The organism is Lentzea terrae (assembly GCF_003265345.1).
In the GTDB taxonomy this organism is placed as follows: domain Bacteria; phylum Actinomycetota; class Actinomycetes; order Mycobacteriales; family Pseudonocardiaceae; genus Lentzea; species Lentzea terrae.
Map to the genome: position 1 here is coordinate 76,081 of NZ_QFWW01000004.1, position 17,747 is coordinate 93,827.

Annotated in this window: 18 protein-coding genes, 2 tRNA genes and 1 other RNA gene; 13 read left to right on the forward strand and 8 right to left on the reverse strand. The window is 69.3% G+C overall.

Going from position 1 to position 17,747, the window contains the following annotated elements:
- Positions 1–4: 4 nt before the first annotated feature.
- Entirely contained in the window at positions 5–943 is a 939-nt protein-coding gene (locus tag DI276_RS07145) for a prephenate dehydrogenase (protein WP_112262488.1), read from the reverse strand.
- 33 nt (positions 944–976) lie between these two features.
- On the reverse strand, positions 977–2,182 hold the full coding sequence (locus DI276_RS07150; RefSeq protein WP_112262489.1) for a M20 metallopeptidase family protein: 1,206 nt from the start codon (positions 2,180–2,182) through the stop codon (positions 977–979).
- 60 nt (positions 2,183–2,242) lie between these two features.
- Between DI276_RS07150 and DI276_RS07155 the strand changes: the two genes are divergently transcribed.
- From DI276_RS07155 to DI276_RS07180, 6 genes are all read left to right on the forward strand, one after another.
- A complete protein-coding gene (locus tag DI276_RS07155; protein WP_112262490.1) occupies positions 2,243–2,731 on the forward strand; it encodes a tRNA adenosine deaminase-associated protein in 489 nt (162 codons plus the stop codon).
- Entirely contained in the window at positions 2,728–3,174 is a 447-nt protein-coding gene (locus tag DI276_RS07160) for a nucleoside deaminase (protein WP_112262491.1), read from the forward strand. The genes DI276_RS07155 and DI276_RS07160 overlap by 4 nt, the downstream gene beginning before the upstream one ends.
- Positions 3,175–3,206: 32 nt before the next feature.
- A tRNA-Ser gene (locus DI276_RS07165) sits at positions 3,207–3,294 on the forward strand.
- A 205-nt stretch (positions 3,295–3,499) separates the two neighbouring features.
- Entirely contained in the window at positions 3,500–3,895 is a 396-nt protein-coding gene (locus DI276_RS07170) for a GntR family transcriptional regulator (RefSeq protein ID WP_112262492.1), read from the forward strand.
- Positions 3,892–4,785 (forward strand): ABC transporter ATP-binding protein, encoded by an 894-nt coding sequence (locus DI276_RS07175; RefSeq protein WP_112262493.1) that lies wholly within the window; start codon positions 3,892–3,894, stop codon positions 4,783–4,785. Before DI276_RS07170 ends, DI276_RS07175 begins: the two co-directional genes overlap by 4 nt.
- Complete coding sequence (locus DI276_RS07180; protein ID WP_112262494.1) at positions 4,782–5,762, forward strand: ABC transporter permease subunit; 981 nt, start codon at positions 4,782–4,784, stop codon at positions 5,760–5,762. Before DI276_RS07175 ends, DI276_RS07180 begins: the two co-directional genes overlap by 4 nt.
- A 53-nt stretch (positions 5,763–5,815) precedes the next feature.
- On the opposite strand, the gene DI276_RS07185 is transcribed toward DI276_RS07180, so the two are convergent.
- Positions 5,816–7,360: a DUF2142 domain-containing protein gene (locus DI276_RS07185; protein WP_157984567.1), complete on the reverse strand. Its 1,545-nt coding sequence runs from the start codon at positions 7,358–7,360 to the stop codon at positions 5,816–5,818.
- A 40-nt stretch (positions 7,361–7,400) separates the two neighbouring features.
- On the opposite strand from DI276_RS07185, the gene DI276_RS07190 reads away from it, so the two are divergent.
- The gene (locus tag DI276_RS07190) at positions 7,401–7,826 is read left to right on the forward strand and encodes a GtrA family protein (protein WP_112262496.1); all 426 of its coding nucleotides are present in this window, start codon (positions 7,401–7,403) and stop codon (positions 7,824–7,826) included.
- 16 nt (positions 7,827–7,842) lie between these two features.
- Here the strand turns inward: DI276_RS07190 and DI276_RS07195 are convergent, their stop codons facing one another.
- The gene (locus tag DI276_RS07195; RefSeq protein WP_112262497.1) at positions 7,843–8,616 is read right to left on the reverse strand and encodes a maleylpyruvate isomerase family mycothiol-dependent enzyme; all 774 of its coding nucleotides are present in this window, start codon (positions 8,614–8,616) and stop codon (positions 7,843–7,845) included.
- A 200-nt stretch (positions 8,617–8,816) separates the two neighbouring features.
- On the opposite strand from DI276_RS07195, the gene DI276_RS07200 reads away from it, so the two are divergent.
- Complete coding sequence (locus DI276_RS07200; RefSeq protein WP_332874621.1) at positions 8,817–11,243, forward strand: endonuclease/exonuclease/phosphatase family protein; 2,427 nt, start codon at positions 8,817–8,819, stop codon at positions 11,241–11,243.
- Between the two features lie 45 nt (positions 11,244–11,288).
- Here the strand turns inward: DI276_RS07200 and DI276_RS07205 are convergent, their stop codons facing one another.
- The 4 genes from DI276_RS07205 to DI276_RS07220 form a co-directional block, all read right to left on the reverse strand.
- Positions 11,289–11,924, reverse strand: a complete 636-nt coding sequence (locus tag DI276_RS07205; RefSeq protein ID WP_112262499.1) for a GOLPH3/VPS74 family protein — start codon at positions 11,922–11,924, stop codon at positions 11,289–11,291.
- A 47-nt stretch (positions 11,925–11,971) separates the two neighbouring features.
- Positions 11,972–12,625: a GOLPH3/VPS74 family protein gene (locus DI276_RS07210; protein ID WP_112262500.1), complete on the reverse strand. Its 654-nt coding sequence runs from the start codon at positions 12,623–12,625 to the stop codon at positions 11,972–11,974.
- Position 12,626: 1 nt separating this feature from the next.
- A complete protein-coding gene (locus DI276_RS07215) occupies positions 12,627–13,289 on the reverse strand; it encodes a GOLPH3/VPS74 family protein (protein ID WP_112262501.1) in 663 nt (220 codons plus the stop codon).
- A 124-nt stretch (positions 13,290–13,413) separates the two neighbouring features.
- Positions 13,414–13,498 (reverse strand) — tRNA-Ser (locus DI276_RS07220).
- Positions 13,499–13,641: 143 nt separating this feature from the next.
- Here DI276_RS07220 and DI276_RS07225 point away from each other — a divergent pair.
- From DI276_RS07225 to DI276_RS07245, 5 genes are all read left to right on the forward strand, one after another.
- The gene (locus DI276_RS07225) at positions 13,642–13,980 is read left to right on the forward strand and encodes a YciI family protein (RefSeq protein WP_112262502.1); all 339 of its coding nucleotides are present in this window, start codon (positions 13,642–13,644) and stop codon (positions 13,978–13,980) included.
- Between the two features lie 8 nt (positions 13,981–13,988).
- Entirely contained in the window at positions 13,989–15,167 is a 1,179-nt protein-coding gene (locus DI276_RS07230) for an RNA polymerase sigma factor (RefSeq protein WP_112262503.1), read from the forward strand.
- The gene (locus tag DI276_RS07235; RefSeq protein ID WP_112262504.1) at positions 15,164–15,736 is read left to right on the forward strand and encodes a maleylpyruvate isomerase family mycothiol-dependent enzyme; all 573 of its coding nucleotides are present in this window, start codon (positions 15,164–15,166) and stop codon (positions 15,734–15,736) included. The genes DI276_RS07230 and DI276_RS07235 overlap by 4 nt, the downstream gene beginning before the upstream one ends.
- Positions 15,737–15,753: 17 nt before the next feature.
- Positions 15,754–15,850: signal recognition particle sRNA small type (gene ffs, locus DI276_RS07240), an RNA gene on the forward strand.
- A 30-nt stretch (positions 15,851–15,880) separates the two neighbouring features.
- The coding region (locus DI276_RS07245) for a DNA polymerase III subunit gamma and tau (protein WP_157984589.1) at positions 15,881–17,747 on the forward strand (1,867 nt) is incomplete at its 3' end.

Genomic DNA, 17,747 nt, shown 5'->3' on the forward strand with positions numbered 1-17,747 from the left:
GACCCTACGATGTTTCCGCCGTGGCGGTGCTGCCGTTCAGCCCAACCACGCGTCCGCCACGTGAGCCGAGATTCCGGAGCGCGGCCAGTGCACCCGGCTTGGTCAGGTCGACCGTGATCTTGGTGCGTTGTGGCTGGCTGACCAGCGTGTTCCGGCCGTCGTGCCCGGCCTCGATCGTCTTGGCGAGGCCGCCAGTCGAGGCGAGCGATCCTCTAGCCGCGCCGAGCCTGCCGAGCGCGTCGTCGACGGCCGTCAGCAGTGCGTCCCGGTTGCCCTCGCACATGGCGCGGACGAGTTCCGGCCTGCTGCCCGCGACCCGCGTGCCGTCCCCGAAGCTGCCGGCCGCGAGCGCCATCGCCAACGGCCCGCCGTCGGCTCCCACCGCCGCCAGGATCGCCGCCATGACGTGCGGCAGGTGGCTGATCCGCGCGACCGCTTCGTCGTGTTCCTCCGGCGTGGTCGGCACGACGTGCGCGCCGAGGTCGAGCGCGAGCTGCATGACGTCGTTGAGGTGGTCGTCGGCCTCTTCAGGCGTGACGACCCAGGCGGCGTTGTTGAAGAGTTGCGCGCTGCCCGCGTCCCAGCCGCTCTGGCTCGTGCCGGCCATCGGGTGCCCGCCGACGAACCGGACCTGCGGCGCGTACCGGTGGACGGCGTCGTGGACGGGCCCCTTCACGCTGGTGACGTCCGTGAGTCGGGTGCCCGCGGGGACCTTGCGGAGGAGATCCGGCAGCGCGGGCAGCGGCACGGCGAGCACGACAAGCGCCTCGGGGCTGCGGCTGAGGGCTTCGTCCACGGTCGTGATGTCGAAGCCCTCAGCGCGCGCCTTGTCCGCGTCATCCTTGCCTGCCGTCGCACCCCACACGGTGCGCCCGGCAGCCTTGGCGGCCCGCAGCACGGAGCCGCCGATCAGTCCCAGTCCGATCACGCACACGTCTCGCACGCGTCCATCATTCCGTGCGACACGTGTTCGGAACTACCGGAGGGCGTCCAGCGCGAACGCCGCGTACGTCGCCACCCCGTGCTCCATCGCGGCCTCGTCGAACAGCACGCGGTTCGAGTGGTTCGGCGCGGCCTCCTCCAGGTCGATCCCGCGCGGGCACGCCCCGAGGAACGCCAGCGCGCCCGGCACCCGTTGCAGCACGTAGGAGAAGTCCTCGGCACCCATCAACGGGTCGAGCATCGGCTCGCTCCACGTCGGACCCATCGCCTTGGCGGCCAGGTCGACGACGTGCTGCCCGATCACGTCGTCGTTCACCGTCACCGGATAGCCCGGCACGATGCTGACCTCGGCGTGGCACCCGTAGGCGGCGGCCGTGTGCTTCACGACCAGCTTGAGCTCCTTGTGCACGAGCTTGCGGGTGGCCTCCGACAACGTCCGGATCGTCCCGTCGAGCGTGGCGGTCTCCGGGATGATGTTCGTCGTCGTACCGGCGTTGATCTGCGCGACCGTCACCACGGCCGGCTCGTGCACGCTGACCCGCCGGCCGAGCATCGTCTGCAGCGCCCCGACCATCGCCGCGGCGGCCGGCACCGGGTCGAGCGCGTTGTGCGGCATCGCGCCGTGGCCCCCGCGTCCCTTCACGTGGACGTGGAACGTGTCCGCGGACGCCATGATCGGCCCGGGCCGGCACGTCACCACGCCCGACTTCATCCTGGACGTGATGTGCAGCGCGAACGCCTTCTCCACGCCGTCGTCGAGCAGGCCTTCCTCGATCATGTGCCGGGCGCCGTGGTAGCCCTCCTCGCCCGGCTGGAACATGAACAGCACCTTGCCCCGCAGCGCGTCCCGCCGATCGGAGAGCAGCCGGGCGGACGACGCCAGCATCGCCACGTGCGTGTCGTGCCCGCAGGCGTGCATGTTGCCGTCCACTTCGGACGCGTACGGCAGCCCGGTCTCCTCCTGCAGCGGCAGCCCGTCCATGTCGCCGCGCAGCAGCACCGTCGGCCCCGGCCGATCACCTTCGAGCACCGCCACGACCGAGGTCGTCGACTCGCCCTTCGTGACCTTGAGCGGCAGCCCCTCCAACGCGTGCAGGATCGCCGCCTGCGTCCTGGGGAGCTGAAGCCCCTGTTCAGGGTGGCGGTGGATCTGCCTGCGCAGCGCCACCGTGCGGGGCTGCAGCGAGCGCGCCCCCTCGAGCAGTCCGACGAAACGGGGGTCCGGCGTGTTTGTGCTCATCCTTCGATAGTCGCACCACCTCAGCTACCGGGAAGGTCGTCTGGGCCCTACGGTGTGCACATGACACAGCAGGAGCCGGTCAACGGCTTCGCGGTCGCGGTCGTCCGGGAGGACGGCCGCTGGCGGTGCAGCAGGATGGACAGCTCCGCGCTGTCGGAGCTGGACGCGGCGATCACACAGCTGCGCCAACTACGGTCGACCGGCGCTGTGTTCGGTCTGCTGGCCGTCGACGACGAGTTCTTCATCATCCTGCGCCCCGTGCCCGGCGGTGTGGCGTTGCTGCTCTCCGACGCGGCTGCCGCGCTCGACTACGACATCGCCGCCGACGTGCTCGATCTGCTGCGCGTAGAGCCGCCCGACGAGGAAGACACCGAGCTCTGGCCAGAGGGCGATCTCGGTGTGTTGTCCGACCTCGGCATGCCCTCGCACGAGCTCCAGATCATCGTCGACGAGGTCGACCTCTACCCGGACGAGCAGCTCCAGATGATCGCCCAGCGCATCGGCTTCATCGACGAGTTCACGAAGCTGCTCGACACCATCCAGGCGTGAACGACTCCGACCTCATCCGCGCCGCCCTCGCCGCGGCCTCGGACTCGGGCGCCGACGTCCCGATCGGCGCGGTCGTCTTCTCGCCTTCCGGGGACGTGCTCGCTTCGGCCTGCAACGCCCGTGAGGCGCTCGGCGACCCCACCGCACACGCCGAGATCTTGGCTCTGCGTGAGGCGGCGTCGAAGTACGGCGACGGCTGGCGGCTCGACGGCTGCACCCTCGCCGTGACGCTGGAACCGTGCACCATGTGCGCCGGAGCGCTCGTGCTCGCACGTGTTTCGCGTCTCGTTTTCGGCGCCTGGGAGCCCAAAACGGGCGCTGTGGGCTCGCTTTGGGACGTCGTCAGGGACCGCCGGCTCAACCATCGGCCCGAGGTTCGGGGCGGTGTGCTCGAGGACGAGTGCGCTGACCTGCTCGAACGCTTCTTCCGGACCCAGCGTTAACCCAGTGGATCGCGCCCTGTATTGTTCTTACCGGTGGCGTGTCCGAGCGGCCGAAGGAGCACGCCTCGAAAGCGTGTGAGGTGCAAGCCTCCGTGGGTTCAAATCCCACCGCCACCGCCAAAGCTGGAAGGCGAGTGCTCGTGAAGAGCACTCGCCTTTTGCTTTGTCGGGCGTCCTGTGGGAGCGGAGCCCCCACACCCCACCGTCAGAAGGGCCCTGGAGAGATCCGGGGCCCTTTTTGCATGCCCGGAAAACCCCGAGATCTTGCTGTGAGCTGATCTTTACTGCTTTACTAGCTTCCTAGTAAAGCAGTAAAGGAGATCTCGTGTTCGTCTTCCGGATCGACAGCGGCTCAGGCGTGCCGCCCTACCTGCAGCTCGTCCAGCAGGTGCGGCAGGCCGTGCTGCTCGGCTTCCTGAAACAAGGCGACCGGCTGCCGTTGATCCGCGAGGTGGCCGAGACCGTGGCGATCAACCCGAACACGGTGGCCAAGGCCTATCGGCAGCTGGAGCAGGAGGGGCTGGTCACCGGGCGGCCCGGACAGGGCACCTTCGTCAACGAGACGCCGGCCGCCACCATCTCGCCCGCGACCTACACCTCGCTGCAGCGCGGCCTGGAGACGTGGCTGGGCCGGGCGCGCGCCGCCGGCCTCGACGAGCAGGCGATCAACGCGCTTTTCACTTCCGCCCTCAACCGAGCGAAGAATGAGAACATCGCATGACAGCAACGGAATACGCGCTCCGGGCGGACGGCTTGGGCAAGCGCTACCGCCGGACGTGGGCGCTGCGTGACTGCAGCCTGTCCGTGCCGACCGGCAGCGTGACGGCGCTCGTGGGTCCCAACGGCGCGGGCAAGAGCACGTTCCTGCGGCTGGCCGTGGGGCTGCTCGCGCCGACCACCGGCAGCGTCGAGGTGCTCGGCGAGTCTCCTGCCACCAACACGCCGCAGGTGCTGTCCCGCATCGGGTTCCTCGCGCAGGACCACCCGCTCTACAAGCACTTCACCGTCGCGGAACTGCTTCGCCTCGGCCGCTCGTGCAACCTCCGCTTCGACCAGGGGCTGGCCGAACGGCGGCTGGCGCAGCTGGAGATCCCGCTCGACCGCAAGGCCGGTGCGCTCTCCGGCGGCCAGCAGGCCCAGGTCGCGCTGGCCTTGGCGTTGGCCAAGCGGCCCGACCTGCTGGTGCTGGACGAGCCCATGGCGAGCCTCGACCCCGTCGCCCGGCTGGAGTTCCTCCAGGCGCTGATGAGCGCGGTCGCCGCGGACGGCATGACCGTCCTGTTCTCCTCGCACGTCGTGCCCGAGCTGGAACGCGTCTGCGACCACCTGATCGTGCTCAACCACAGCAGGGTCGCGCTCGCCGGCGACATCGACTCGTTGGTGGGCGAGCACCGGTTGCTCGTCGGTCCGCGCACGAACGCTGATCTCGACAAGGCGGGCACGGTCGTGGAGGCAACGCACAGCGAGCGGCACACGACGTTGCTCGTGCGCGACGGCGGTGCCTCGGCCGCGCCCGGCTGGCAGGCGAGCCCGGTCGGCCTGGAAGACCTCGTGCTGGCCTACCTGCGCCGCCCGGCACGGCAAACGGCTCTGGTGGAGGTGCCGGCATGACCTGGCTGACCTGGCGGCAACACCGCGCCGAGATGTACACGCTCGGCCTGCTGGTCGCGGTGATCGGAGCGTTCCTGCTCGCGGTCGGACTGCCGATGCACTCGCTGTTCCCCGGCGGTGCCGGCCAGTGCGTGGGGATCACCGTCACCGACACGTGCTCGAACGCGATCAGGCAGCTGGCCGAGGACCACGGATACGCCTCCAAGATGCTGTCCCTGTTCAGCCTGGTGCCGTTCCTGATCGGCGCGTTCTTCGGCGCTCCGCTGGTGGCGCGTGAGCTGGAGCTCGGCACCTGGCAGTTCGCCTGGACCCAGTCGGTGCCGAGGATGCGCTGGCTGGCTGTCAAGCTGACGGCACTGGGCGCGCTGACCGCGGCGCTCGCCGGCGTCTTCGCGGCCGTGGTCACCTGGTATCGGCAGCCCATGGACCAGCTCAACGGCCGGTTCACCACGGACGCGTTCGACGTGGAAGGTCTCGTGCCCGCGGGCTACGCGCTGTTCGCGTTCGCCGCCGCCACGGCAGCGGGTGCGGTGCTGCGCCGCAGTCTCCCCGCGCTCGCGATCGCGCTCGGTGCGTTCCTCGCGCTCCGCGTCGTCGTGGCGGGCTGGTTGCGCCCGAACTTCCAGGAACCGCACCGGCTCATGGCGGTCGTGGCGGCCGACGACAAAACGGTCGACCCCGGCGGTTCGCGGATGGCGACCGGCAACCACCTCGACTGGGTCATCACCTCGGGCTACGCGGACTCGTCCGGCAGGGCTCTCTCGTTCCCCGAGGCCGCGCAGATGTACGTCGCGGCGCAGCGGGAGGGCGTGCAGTACAGCGCCTACCTGCACGAACGGGGCGTTCAGCAGTGGGTCGAGTACCAGCCGGCCGACCGGTTCTGGACGTTCCAGCTCGTGGAGACCGCCATCTTCACCGGACTGGCGGCGGCGCTGCTCGCACTCGTCGTGTGGCGGATCAAACGCCGCGTCTTCTGACGCGAACGGCCCCGGATCTCTCCGGGGCCGTTTCGCGTTATTGGAGTGCTTCGTCAGGCCGTGCGCAGTTCCGGGTCCTCCACCGGCATGACCCGCACCAGGCCGACGAGCGCTGCCGCACCCGCCACCGCGAGCAGCACGACACCGATCGGGCCGATGCTGGGCATCCAGTCGCCGACGAACGGGTTGAGGCTCGCCACGACGGGCTTCCCGCCGATGCCCTGCTGGTAGCGGATCATCGTCCAGCCGAGTCCGATGAGGTGCAGGGGGACCACGATCGCCGCGATCCAGCCGAGCATCGACCGGGTGGTGGCGGGGCGGAACCCGCCGCGTTCGCTGATGATGTGGCCCGCGAGCAGCGCGGCGCCGGCGGCGGCCGGGAGCACGTAGCGGCCCTGCATGATCATGCCCAGGGTGTTGGCGCTGAGCACGTCGCCGACCACCGGCAGGACGAACGACGCCGCCACCACGAGGGTGAGGCGCCAGCGGTCGGCACGCCTGCCGACCACCAGTGCGGTGATGGCGAGGAAGCCTGTCACCGCGTACCACAGCGCGTAGTAGGTGCCTGGCATCCGGACGTCGAGCCAGGCGAACTGGCCGACCATCGACTCGAAGTAGAAGCCAAGGCGGTCGACCAGCACGATCTGCAGCGACTCGCGGGTGGTGAGGGTGCCGGGGGTCGCGCGGGTGCCGCCCAGCTCGTTCGCCTTCATCACGAGGATCCAGATGCCCGACGCGAGGCCGACCACGCCGAGCGCCGCGGTGGCCAGCCACACCATGCGGTCGCGGACGAGCCGCATCAGGCGGGCGCCGCCGGCCGTGGCGAGCACCACGGCGACCGCCATCACCACGAAGACGGGCCCGGACGGGCGGAAGCTCGCGACCGCGGCCGCCGAGATGGCGAAGAGCGCGAGCAGCCTGCGGTCGACCGGCCCGTCGCTGCGCACGAGCGGGATCAGTGCCGCCCACATGGCGACCGCCGCGGCGATCTCCACGCCGTTCGGGTTGATCGAGCCGATGATCTCCACGGCCATCGGGGTGGTGGCGACCAGCACGCCCGCGAGCATGAACCAGCGGCGGGACCACGCGACGATGCTGCGCACCGCGGCGGCGAGGAAGGCAGCGGCCACGGCCACGCCGATGAGCCGGGCGATCAGCAGCCCCGTGTAGTCGGGGGACAGCAGGAGTGGCAGACCGACCAGCGCGTAGTAGGTGGGCTGGTAGCGCCCGGCAGCTGTGCCGTAGTCCGCGAGTTTCCCGTCCTGGGGCGGGGTCGGCTGACATGCCGCGGACTTGTGCGGGTGGAAGGCGAAGCAGGTGTCCCGTTCCAGCGCTGCCGGAACGCGCTGGACCGCGCCGGTGCCGTTCTGGGCCTTCGTCGGCTCCGGGGCGATCTGCCCGGCCACCACACCAGCCGCGCGAACCATGTGCGCCGTCTCGTCCGGGGCGCCGCTCCACGGCGTGGCCGCCGCCCACGCCGCACCCATCAGGAAGAAGCTGAGAAAGGAGAGGACCGTGACCAGCCGAAGCGTGCGCCTGGACAGCGGAGCAGCGGCGGGTTCAGCGATTGTTTCCGCCGATGTCAGCGTCGTTACCACGAGCTGACCCTACAGTCCTGCTGTGCATAGACTTCGCCGCATGCTGTCTGACGACGACGTCCACGCATCCAGGCCCAAGCCTGGCTTGATGCGGGTGCTTTACGAGCACAGTTCCGTCCGGTTCCTCCTGATCGGCGGGGCTAGCGCGGCGTTGGACACAGGTGTGCTCTACCTGCTGCACGGCGTGCTCGGGGTGCTGCTTCCGGTGGCGACGCTGCTGGCTGTGGTCGTGGCGTTCTTGTTCAACTTCACCCTCAACCGGATCTGGTCGTTCGGCAGCGAGTCTCCGATGGGCCGGCAGTTCGGGCGATACCTGTTGCTGGCGGTGGGCAACTGGGGTCTCAACGTCGCGCTCGTGACCGGCCTGACGGCGCTCGGCCTGCACTACGTGGCCGCCAAGATCATCACGCTGGCCATCGCCTCAACGGCCAACTACATCGGCTACCGCGTCTGGGTGTTCAAGTGATCCGCGGATCAGTCGCTCAAAAACGTGCGCTCGCGAGGAACCGGCCGAGCAGCTCGCGATCACCGAACACCTCGAGTCCCTCCACCGACCGCCGCCGGTAGACGGCGAGCACCAGCTCCACCACCGGGCCGCGCAGAGCCACCGCCGCCTTCTCGTGCCCTTCCCGCACGGCCGGCATCGGCCCGGTCAGGTCGATCACGAGTTCGCAGTCGACGTCCGTCGCGTGCAGGTGGACCGTGTTGCCAGGACCGACCAGCGCCGCGGTCTCGGCCGGCCGCTGCAGGAACGCGAACGGCAGCGCGAAGCGCGTCCACTCCGCGAGGTTGTCGGCGGCCACGTCGAGGTCGAGCTCGAACGGCACACCGAGCGCGTTCAGAGCGTCCCAGCGGTGGATCACGGTCTCCTGCATGATCCGGCGCGACCACAGGCGCGGGCCGGGGTGGCCGCCCAGCGTGGCGATCATCTCGTCCGGGTCGACGGCCTGGAGCGCGGACGCCAGCGACGTCGCGCCGTCCTCGAGCCAGGGACCGAGCTCGGCGGCCGTCTCGCCCGCGTAGGCCGCCACGTCGAGCGACATGCTGCGGGTGAAGTCGACCTCCGGCAGGCGTTCGCGGATCATCTCGTCGGCCCACCGCAACGCGAAGCCGACGTGGCGCAGCAGCTGGTTCACGGTCCAGTCCGGGCAGGATGGCACCTGAACGCCCAGGTCAGCGCCGTCCAGTGCGGAAACCAGCAGCTCGGCCTGGTTGACGATCTCGGCGCAGTGGCGCTCGTAGCTCAGCTTCCCCATGCCCTCAAAAGTAGGGACGCTGACCGGCGCCTGGGAGGGGCCCACCGGTCAGCGTTCCGATTTCGAGCATACACCATGATCGAACACTTGTTCGAGTGATGATTGATGGGCCAACCGGTTAACCGTTAGTAACAACGGCTTCCAAACATCACCTGATCGAGGAAAGATGCGTCGGTCCGCCGCATCCCCTGGAGGAAGTTTTGAGACCCACCCTGCCCGGCGTCGGGACAGCGGTGGCGGCACTCGTCTTCGCCGCCGTACCCGCCGTTGCCGCACCCAGCACCGACGCCCTGATCTCCGAGGTCTACGGAGGCGGCGGCAACTCCGGCGCCACGCTCAAGCAGGACTTCGTCGAGCTCGCCAACAAGGGCACGAGCGCGATCAGCCTGGACGGCTACAGCGTCCAGTACATCTCGGCCACGCCCGGCGCGACCACGCAGTGGGGCGTGACCCCGCTGGCCGGTTCGATCGCGCCCGGCAAGACGTTCCTCGTCGCCGAGGGCAAGGGCACCGGCGGCACCGTCGAGCTGCCCGCTCCGGACGTCACCGGCACGATCGCCATGGGCGGCACCAACGGCACGATCGCCCTGGTCACCGGCACCGCGCCGCTGACCTGCAAGACGGCCGCCGACTGCGCCGCCGACAGCCGCGTCAAGGACCTCGTCGGCTACGGCACCGCAGTCGTGCGCGAGGGCAACCCGACCGCCGCCCTGAGCAACACCGCCTCGGCGTCCCGCAAGACCGGGCTCGCCGACACCGACGACAACGCCGCCGACTTCTCGGTCGGCGACCCCACCCCGACCAACTCCAAGGGCGAGACCCCGGGCGGCGGCAACCCGGATCCCGACCCGGACCCCACGCCCGGCGACAAGCGCATCCACGACATCCAGGGCGTCACGCGCACCTCGCCGTTGCTCGGCCAGAAGGTCACCAACGTCCCCGGCGTGGTGACCGGCACGCGCGCCACGGGTGACCGCGGCTTCTGGATCCAGGACGTCACGGGCCAGGACAGCGACCCGCGCACCAGCGAGGGCGTCTTCGTCTACACGGCCGGCAGCGTCCCGACCGTCGCGGTCGGCGACAACGTGCTGGTCAGCGGCACGATCGCGGAGTACCGGCCGGGCGGTGGCTCGAAGCAGACCCTGACCGAGATCACCCAGCCCACCACGATCACGTTGTCGAAGGGCAACCCGATCCCGGCGCCGGTGGTCGTGCAGAACCTGCCGCAGGCCTACCTGCCCGCGCCGGGCGGCGACATCGAGCAGCTGCCGTTGCAGCCGCAGACCTACGCCCTCGACCTGCTCGAGTCGCTCGAAGGCACGCTCGTCCAGGTCGACGACGTCCGCGTGGTCGGCCCGAGCAACGGCTTCGGCGAGGTGTGGGTCACGGTCAACCCGAACCAGAACCCCACTCCCCGCGGCGGCAGCATCTACACCGGCTACGACCAGCCGAACAGCGGCCGGTTGAAGATCAAGGCCACGTCGGTGCCGGCGGCGAACGTCGGTGACGTCTTCGCGGGCGCGACCGTCGGTGCCATCGAGTACACGGACTTCGGCGGCTACACGCTGGCCGCGTTGACGCTCGGCCGGCACGTCTCGTCGAACCTGCAGCGCGAGATCACCGCGCAGCAGAAGAACAGCGAGCTCTCGGTCGCGACCTACAACGTCGAGAACCTCGACCCTGCCGACGCGCAGGCCAAGTTCGACCGGCTCGCGGACGGCGTGGTGACCAACCTGCGCAGCCCGGATGTCGTTGTGCTGGAAGAGATCCAGGACAACAACGGCACGGTCAACGACGGCACGGTGGCCGCGGACCAGACGTTGCAGAAGCTCAGCGACGCGGTCGTCGCCAAGGGCGGCCCGCGCTACCAGTGGCGGCAGATCGACCCGGAGAACGGCAAGGACGGCGGTCAGCCCGGCGGCAACATCCGCGTCGGTTTCTTCTTCAACCCGCAGCGGGTGTCCTTCGTGGACCGTCCGGGCGGCGACTTCAAGACCCCGGTCGAGGTCGTCAAGAAGAACGGCCGGGCTGCGTTGACCGTCTCACCCGGTCGCATCGACCCGTTGAACGAAGCGTGGACGGACAGCCGCAAGCCGCTCGCCGGTGAGTTCAAGTTCCGCGGCCGCACGGTGTTCGTGGTCGCGAACCACTTCACCTCCAAGGGCGCGGACGACGCCATTCACGGCCGCATCCAGCCGCCGAACCGGTCCTCCGAGGTGCAGCGCGTCAAGCAGGCCGCTGCGCTCAAGGCGTTCACCGAGCAGATCCGGGCGATCGACAAGGGCGCCAACGTCGTCCTCGCCGGCGACCTGAACGACTACCAGTTCTCGCCCACGCTGCAGACGTTGACCGGCGACGGCAACCTCAAGGCGCTCATCGAGACGCTGCCGGTGAACGAGCGGTACAGCTACGTCTTCGAGGGCAACTCGCAGACGCTCGACCACATCGTGCTGAGCAGGAACATCACCCGCTTCGGCTACGACGTGGTGCGCGTCAACGCCGAGTTCTCCGACCAGGCGAGCGACCACGACCCGCAGATCGTCCGCGCTCGCCCGTCCACGGGTGACGCGAACATCGACAAGATCGTGTTCGCGCTCGAGGACATCCTCGACTGCCTGAAGCCGTAACGGTTTGTCCGGTGGCCGCCGCCCTCCCGGGGGTGGCGGCCACTGTCATTCGCCCGACGCGGCAGCGCTGGCGGCGGCGGTCACCCCGGCCTGCACGGCCTCGACCGCCCTGCGCACGGCATCGCCGGCCCAGTGGCCGGCGGCGATCTCCTTCGCCCGTCTCTTGATCTCGCGCTTGTCGCCGTCGAACACCCGGTGCACCGCGTTCACCGCGTACAGCAAGGTGATCAACGATCCCGTGCGCTCGTCCGGTCCCCGATACCCGGCCACGACATCGCCGACCGCCTTGCGCACCTCGCCGTGCACGCGCTCGTCGGTGATCACGTAGCTCTTCGCCGGGAAGATCCCGAGCACCTTCCGCGGCTCCACGCGCACGACACCGCGCTCGGCCAGCCGCGCGATGACGTTGTCCTGCAACTTCTTCCGGACGCGTTCCACCGCGCGCTGCGGCCTCATCGGCTTGTCGAACCGCGACAACGACTCGTACAGCACCGGGTCGTTCACCGGCGTCGGGTCGACGACCTGGAGCTTCTTCCCGTTGGGCTCGAACGCGACGCGCCCCGAGTTCACGAGGTCCATGAGCACAGCACCGGCGAGCGCGTTCTCCGCGGGCGCGAAGCTGCTGCGCACCTTGCCGGTCTGCTGGTCGATGAACAGCAACATGAGGTCTTCGTGCAACATGAAAACACGGTAGTTGCGCGGCTTACCTCAGGAATCCGACTTTCGTCTCAGCTGGAGCTCACGGAGGTCGCGGCGACCGTCGAGGCCACCATCATCGCGATGATGGCGCCCTGCACGGCTTCCATGGACTTCTTCACCGCGGCGCCGGCCCAGTTCCCGGCGGCGATCTCCTCGGCCCGCGCGTTCATCTCGCGCCTGTCGCCGTCGAACACCTTGTGCAGGGCCTTCACCGCGTACAGCAGCGAAATCAACGCCCCGGTGCGCTCGTCCGGCGCCCGATGTCCCAACGCGACATTGCCGACCGCATCCCGGATGTCGCTGATCGCCTTGCGGTCCTGTATCACGTAGCTCGTCGTGGGGAAGATCCCGAGCATCCTGGTCTTCTCGACCGAGAGGACTCCCCGGCCCTCCAACTGCGCCATCACGTTGTCCCGCACGTGGGTGCGCAGCCGCTCGACGGCCCGTTGCGGCTTCATCGGCTTGTCGAGCCGGGTGAGTGACTCCTGCAGGAACTCGTTGGGCAACGGCGTCGGATCGACGACCGCGAGCCGCTTGCCGTCCGGCTCGAAGTCGACGCGCCCGGCGTTGACCAGCTCCAGCAGCACGGCGCCGGCGAGGGCGTTGTGGATCGACGTGGAGTCCATCAGCACACGGCCGTCTTCTTCGTCGATGAAGAGCAGCATCAGATCTTCGGGCAACATCTCAGCTCGAACCCCCAACCGAAGCGGCCGTCATCTCCGAGGCCACTATCCTCCACGACGTCATTCTGGACATCCCGTCCATTGCCAGCTCCACGGCTTGAGCGGCCCAGTCGTCGCCGGCGATCTCCCTGGCCCGCGCGTTGATCTCGTACCTGTCGATGTCGCCGTCGAACACCTCGTACACGGCGTTGACCGCGTACAGCAGCGTCATCAACGCGCCGATGTGCTCGTCCGGCGCCCGGCGTCTCAACGCCGCCTGGCAAACGGCGTTTCGGAGGTCGCTGATCACCTGCGGGTCCTGAATCACGTAGCGCTTGGTGGGAAAGATCCCGAACATCCTGGTGTTCTCGACCGTCAGCACACCCTGGTCCACGAGCTGCGCCATCACGTTCTCCCGCACGTGGGTGCGCAACCTCACCACCGCCCGCTGCGACTCCATCGCCTGGTCGAGCCGGGTCAGCGACTTCTGCAGGAACTCGTCCTGCAGCGGCGTCGGGTCCACGACGACGACCTTCCTGCCGTCGTTCTCGAACGCCACCCGCCCGGAGTCGACCAGCTCCTTCAACACGGCGCCGGCCAGGGCGGTGTGGATCGACACGGTGTCCGTCAGCACGCGGCCGGTCTCGTCGTGGAGGAACAGCAGCATCAGATCTTCGGGCAGCATGCCCCAACAACGCCAGAAGGGCGCCGAACGTTGAAGTTCGGCGTCTTCGGGGCCCGGGGTGTCCCCGCAAAGACACAAAAACGGCGGCGAGTGCTCTTCACGAGCACTCGCCGCCGAGAGTGAGCGGAGGATACGGGATTTGAACCCGTGAGGGGGTGAACCCAACACGATTTCCAGTCGTGCGCACTAGGCCGCTATGCGAATCCTCCGTGGGAGAGCTTACGGGACGGCCGTTCCGCGTCCCAAATCGGGGGGTGGAACGCGGTACGGCGAAAAAATCTTGAAGGCCTGTGTCGATCTGGCGGTGGTCCGTCCGTCGTGATGCCGTAAGACCGGACCGAGGAGGGCAAACGTGAAGTACATGCTGATGATCTACGCGGCGTCTGACCAGCAGTCGAGCTGCACCGTCGAGGACTGGATCTCCTACGAGAAGGAGATGAAGGACGCGGGCGTGCTCGTCTCCGGCCACTCACTGGCCGACCTGGTCACCGCGACCACCGTCCAGGTGGGACCGGACGGCCGCCGGACCGTCACCGACGGGCCGTTCGCCGAGACCCGCGAGGTGCTGGGCGGCTACGACGTCATCGACGTGCCGGACCTCGACGCGGCGCTGGAGTGGGCCGCGAAGTGTCCCGGGTCGCGTGACGGCGGTGCGGTCGTCGTGCGGCCGATCGCCGAGTTCGACTTCTGAGCTCTGCGATGAACGTCGAGCAGGTGTTCCGGGAGGAGCGCGGCAGGCTGCTCGCCATCCTGGTGAAGCGCTTCGGCGACCTCGACCTGGCGGAGGAGGTCACCTCCGACGCGATCGAGGCGGCGTTGCGGCACTGGCCGGTGGACGGCGTTCCGGATCGGCCCGGCGCGTGGTTGCTCACGACCGCGCGCCGCAAGGCCGTCGACCGGCTGCGCCGCGACCAGGTCTACGCGGCGCGGCTGGCGTTGCTGCAGGTCGAGGTCGACCGCGCTGATCCGCCGCAGGGCGAGTCCTTGCCGGACGAGCGGCTGGAGCTGTTCTTCACCTGCGCGCACCCGGCGTTGCCCGCGGAGGACCGCGGCGCCCTGACCCTGCGCTGCCTGGCCGGCTTCACGACGCCGGAGGTCGCGCGGGCGTACCTGGTGCCCGTCCCGACGATGCAGCAACGGATCGTGCGTGCGAAGAAGAAGATCAAGGAAGCGCGCATTCCGTTCCGCGTCCCCGATGCCGCTGAGCTGCCGGAACGCCTGCCCGGCGTGTTGCAGGCCGTCTACTCGATCTTCACCGAGGGCTACGCGGCGTCTCGCGACGACCTCGCTCACGAAGCGATCCGGCTGGCGCGGATCTTGCGCGGCCTGCTGCCGGACCGCGAGGTGATGGGCTTGCTTGCGTTGATGCTGCTCGTGCACGCCCGTCGTGCGGCACGTGATCAGCTGCTGGAGGACCAGGACCGCACGCTCTGGGACCGCGACATGATCGACGAGGGCAGCGCGCTGGTTTCGTTGGCGCTGACCGGCGGCTACGGCACGTACGGCGTGCAGGCGGCCATCAACGCGTTGCACGACGAGGCCCCTGACTTCGCGAGCACCGACTGGCCGCAGATCGTCGCCCTCTACGACGTTCTGCTGACGCTGACCCCGTCGCCGGTGGTCGCGCTGAACAGGGCAGCCGCGATCGCCATGCGCGACGGCGCGTCGGCCGGCCTGGCCCTGCTCGACGAACTGGCCGACGAGCCCAAACTCCGCGACTACCACCCGTACCGAGCGGCCCGCGCCGACCTGCTGCACCGCCTCGGCCGTACCGCCGAAGCCGCTGACGCCTACCGCGAGGCCATCGCGCTGGCCGGCACCGAGTCCGAACAAGCCTTCCTGCGCCGCAGGCTCACCGCCATCGAGGGGCAATCATGATCATGAAGTGGCTGGAGGCCGAGCGCCTGAGCGTCGCCGACCTCCTGGAGGACCTGACCGACGACGAGTGGCAGCGCGAGACCCTCTGCGCCGGCTGGACCATGCAGGAGATGGCCGCCCACCTCACCACGTCGACCCGCACGGGCTGGTGGGACGCGATCACGGGCGCCATCACGTCCGGCTTCAGTTTCGACCGCATGGGTGACCGCCAGGCGCGTGTGATCGCCACACGGTTCACCCGGTCGGAGTTGATCGCGCAGATCCGCGAAACCGCCGCATCACCGAAACGGGCTCCTGGCGCAGCCCCGATCGACCCGTTGATCGACTTCCTGGTCCACGGCCAGGACATCGCTCGGCCGTTGGGCCGCGTTCGGGAGATGCCGCTCGAACCCGCCCGAGCCGCCCTCGAACATGTGATGAAGAGCCCGTTCTGGGGTGCGCGCAAGCGTTTCCCGGACGGCAAACTGCCTGCTCTTCCGGTCTCTGACCTGCTGATGCTCGCTACCGGCCGGGAGTTGTCCACAGCTGGGGACAACACTGTGGGCAACTCGAACACACGTTCGATCTAGACCCTTCGCTACACTTGCGTCGGACCTCGTGCGGCACACATCTCGCGAACCTCCCCAGGGCCGGAAGGCAGCAAGGATAAGCGGGCTCTGGTGGGTGCACGGGGTCCCCTTTTTCTGTCGGTGGTCACCGGTACTGTCTGCGGCGTGGCGCTCGCTCTGTATCGCAAGTACCGTCCGGCCACGTTCTCCGAGGTCGTAGGCCAGGAGCACGTGACCGAACCCCTGCGCACCGCTCTCGCGGCAGGCCGGGTGAACCACGCGTACCTGTTCAGCGGCCCGCGCGGCTGCGGCAAGACCTCCTCGGCCCGAATCCTGGCGCGCTCGCTCAACTGCGTGCAGGGCCCGACGCCCGACCCGTGCGGCGAGTGCAACTCGTGCATCGGCCTAGCGCCCAACGGCACCGGCAGCGTCGACGTCGTGGAGCTGGACGCGGCCTCCCACGGTGGCGTGGAAGACACCCGCGAACTCCGCGAAAAGGCCTTCTACGCCCCGGCCGAGTCCAAGTACCGCGTCTTCATCATCGACGAGGCCCACATGGTCACCACGCAGGGCTTCAACGCCCTGCTCAAGATCGTCGAAGAGCCGCCGGACCACCTGATCTTCATCTTCGCCACCACCGAGCCGGACAAGGTCCTCCCGACCATCCGCTCCCGCACGCACCACTACCCGTTCCGCCTGATCCCGCCCGGCGTGATGCGCAGCCTGCTGGAACGCAACTGCGCAGCAGAAGGCGTCTCGGTAGAACCAGCCGTCTTCCCGCTGGTCATCCGCGCGGGCGGCGGCTCGGCCCGCGACACCCAGTCGGTCATGGACCAGCTCCTCTCCGGTGCGGGCCCGGACGGCGTCAAGTACGAGCGCGCCCTCACCCTCCTGGGCGTGACCGACTCGGCCCTGATCAACGACGTGGTCGACGGCCTGGCCGCAGGCGACGGCGCCGCGGTCTTCGGCACCATTGACCGCCTCGTAGAAGCCGGCCACGACCCCCGCCGCTTCGCCAGCGACCTCCTGGACCGCCTGCGTGACCTGGTCCTCCTCTGCGCAGTCCCGGACGCAGCCGACCGCAACCTGGTGAGCGCCCCGGAAGACGAGCTGGCCACGATGTCGGCCCAAGCAGAACGAATCGGCCCAGCAGCCCTCACCCGCTACGCCGAAATCGTCCACACGGGCCTGGTCGAAATGCGCGGCGCCACCGCCCCGCGCCTCCTGCTGGAACTGCTCGTCTCCCGCATGCTCCTCCCGTCGGTGAGCCAGTCGGAAGCAGCCCTCCTCCAACGCCTGGAACAACTGGAACGCCGCCCCCCGGCCACCATCGCCGCAACCGGCGACCCAACAGCCGCCACTCCAGCAGGCGCCCCGGTCTTCACCCGCAAGTCCCAACAGCCCACCCCAACGGCTGAAACCCCAGAACCGCCGCGCCAAGCCCCCACACCGCAGCGCCCGGCCGCCGCCCCGGCTCCAGCAGCCCAAGCGCCGGCTGCGGCCCAGGCCCAAGCCCAGCCACAGGCCCAGACTCCGGCTCCGGCTCCGGCTCCGGCTCCGGCTCCGGCTTCAGCACCGGCGCCCGCTCAACCGCAGCCGTCCCCCCAAGATCCGCCTCCGGCGGTCGCCGAGGCCGCCCCAGCGGCCGACGGCACCCTGGACGCGACGGCGGTCCGCCGAGTCTGGTCAGAACTGCTCTCCGCAGTCCGAGCCGCGAGCCGCAGCACCGAGGCAATGCTGACCAACGCCATGGTCAGCGAGGTGGACGGCAACGTGGTCACCATCGCCCACACCTCGGCCCCGCTGGCCCGCCGCCTGGCCGAACCCCGCAACACCGAGGCCATCGCCAACGCCCTGGCCGCGGTCCTGGGCGGCACCTGGCAAGTCCGCTGCGTCCACGGCACGCCAAGCGCGACCCCACAGGCCACCCAACCCCCGAAGGCCGCCCGCCCGGCCCCCACCCGCCCAAGCCAGGCGCAAACCCAACAACGCCAGCCAGAACCCCAACGCCAGTCGCCGCGCCCACCAGCAG